Raw genomic sequence first — 1,633 nt, 5'->3', positions numbered from 1 at the left:
GCTATGTGTAAAGTTTATGTAGGAAGCAGAAAAATATAGGGTAGACAAAAAGAAAGAAGACCCTTAATCTAGAATTTGCAGAAACTAGAGAGAAAGAGGTCTTCTTTACGATGAAAATTATAGCACAAATGATGGAAATATTGGAAGAATCAGCGACATTTTTAGAGGCAGAAATCTTATTTGAGGAGCTTTTCCGGCAAAAAGCTGAAGAATGCTTTCAAGAATGCATGGAGCGCTTAGACAAAAAGTGTATTCAATCGTACAAAGATCAAGGGTACGAAATTGATAGTGTAAGAAAGCGCACGATGCAATTTACCTTTGGGACGGTTGAATTTTCACGTAGACGTGTGCGTAAAAAAGGAGAAAAAAGCCTTATCCCGCTGGATAAGTATTTACAGTTGTCTTCTCGTTCAAGAAATTCTCCATTGGTAGAAATGAAGGCAGCTCAAATGGCTTCAGATGGTGTTTATCGTAAAGCTGCCGATGCGATTAACTTATTAACCAACTTTTCTTTAAGTCATTCAGCTATTCACTCCATTACCCAACGTGTCGGTCAAAAAGTTCAAGAGTGGACAGAGCAGAAACCCTTGTCTAATGTAACAATGATGAAAGAAAAGAGAAAAGTACCTGTTCTGTTTATTGAAGGGGATGGTCTGCTTTTGACTAGGCGTAAAGGAAAAGAACGTGCGGAGCTTCATCGTGTGCAGATTCATGAAGGTGTGGCGAAAAAAGGAAAACGCCCTGTTTTAGTGAATTCCATGATGTTTGAAAGTGCAGAATCAAGCCAGAAGGCTTTTAAACGGGCGAGTGGGTGGATTGAAGCAACCTATGATCTTCGGAATACAGTCATCATTTCAAATAGTGATGGAGGTAGTGGCTACGAGAAGGACAAATTTGATTTGATTATTGGGAAATGCGCACGACACGAACACTTCCGAGATGCTTATCATGTGAATCAAAAAATCAAACAGCGGTTGTCTTTCGATAAAGAATTGTCTTACCAGATGATTTCAGCCGTTAGAGAATGGGATTATACCAAGGTTTGTACAGTGATTTCTCAAGCGAATGATCGCATTCAAGACGATTACCGCAGAGCTGAATATGAGCTTGAACTGACAAAATTACTCAGCTACTTGGATCGAAATTGGGACAGTTTGAAGGGACTTCACTTACGTTATCTTCCTCTTCGAAAAGGAATCGGGGTTTGCGAGAGTAACCACCGTCCTTATAGTTATCGCATGAAACGACAAGGTCGTGGATTCGGACAGAAAGGTGCAGGTAACCTAGCGGCTATTATTTCGGCACGTAAGAATGGGGTGTTTTTACAAGCATTAACCGAAATGATTCCTGCCTTTAAGAAGGAATTTATCCCTGAGTTCAAAGGAATACTCCGTACATTACTAAAGAAACCCAAAACTAGAAAATCAGTCGGTGTGATTGAAGGCAGTATTGGAAAGCGCTGTGCGTCGTCTCACGCTCTTGGACAATTGGCTAAAGTACTAAAATAAAGAGATTTTAAGGCTGTTTACTGAGGGAGAAAGGCTCGCAGAGCCCATCTCCCTCAGTAAACAGCGAAAAACAATAAAAGGAAAAAGCGATTCTAGAGATTTCCTACAACAACTTGACACACACG

General features: G+C 40.4%; 1 protein-coding gene. It reads left to right on the top strand.

Annotated elements, in window-relative coordinates; genetic code table 11:
* Window positions 1-110 precede the first annotated feature (110 nt).
* Complete coding sequence (locus BLR76_RS11490; RefSeq protein WP_091269056.1) at window positions 111-1,508, top strand: ISLre2 family transposase; 1,398 nt, start codon at window positions 111-113, stop codon at window positions 1,506-1,508.
* Window positions 1,509-1,633 lie beyond the last annotated feature (125 nt).

It is taken from the genome of Alkalibacterium thalassium (assembly GCF_900101165.1).
Taxonomy (GTDB): domain Bacteria; phylum Bacillota; class Bacilli; order Lactobacillales; family Carnobacteriaceae_A; genus Alkalibacterium; species Alkalibacterium indicireducens.
This window is presented reverse-complemented; position numbering and strand designations above follow the sequence as displayed.

What these genes read in the sequence shown, in the direction of transcription:
- BLR76_RS11490 (WP_091269056.1), top strand. Translation starts at nt 111, where the DNA reads ATGAAAATTATAGCACAAATGATGGAAATATTGGAAGAATCAGCGACA.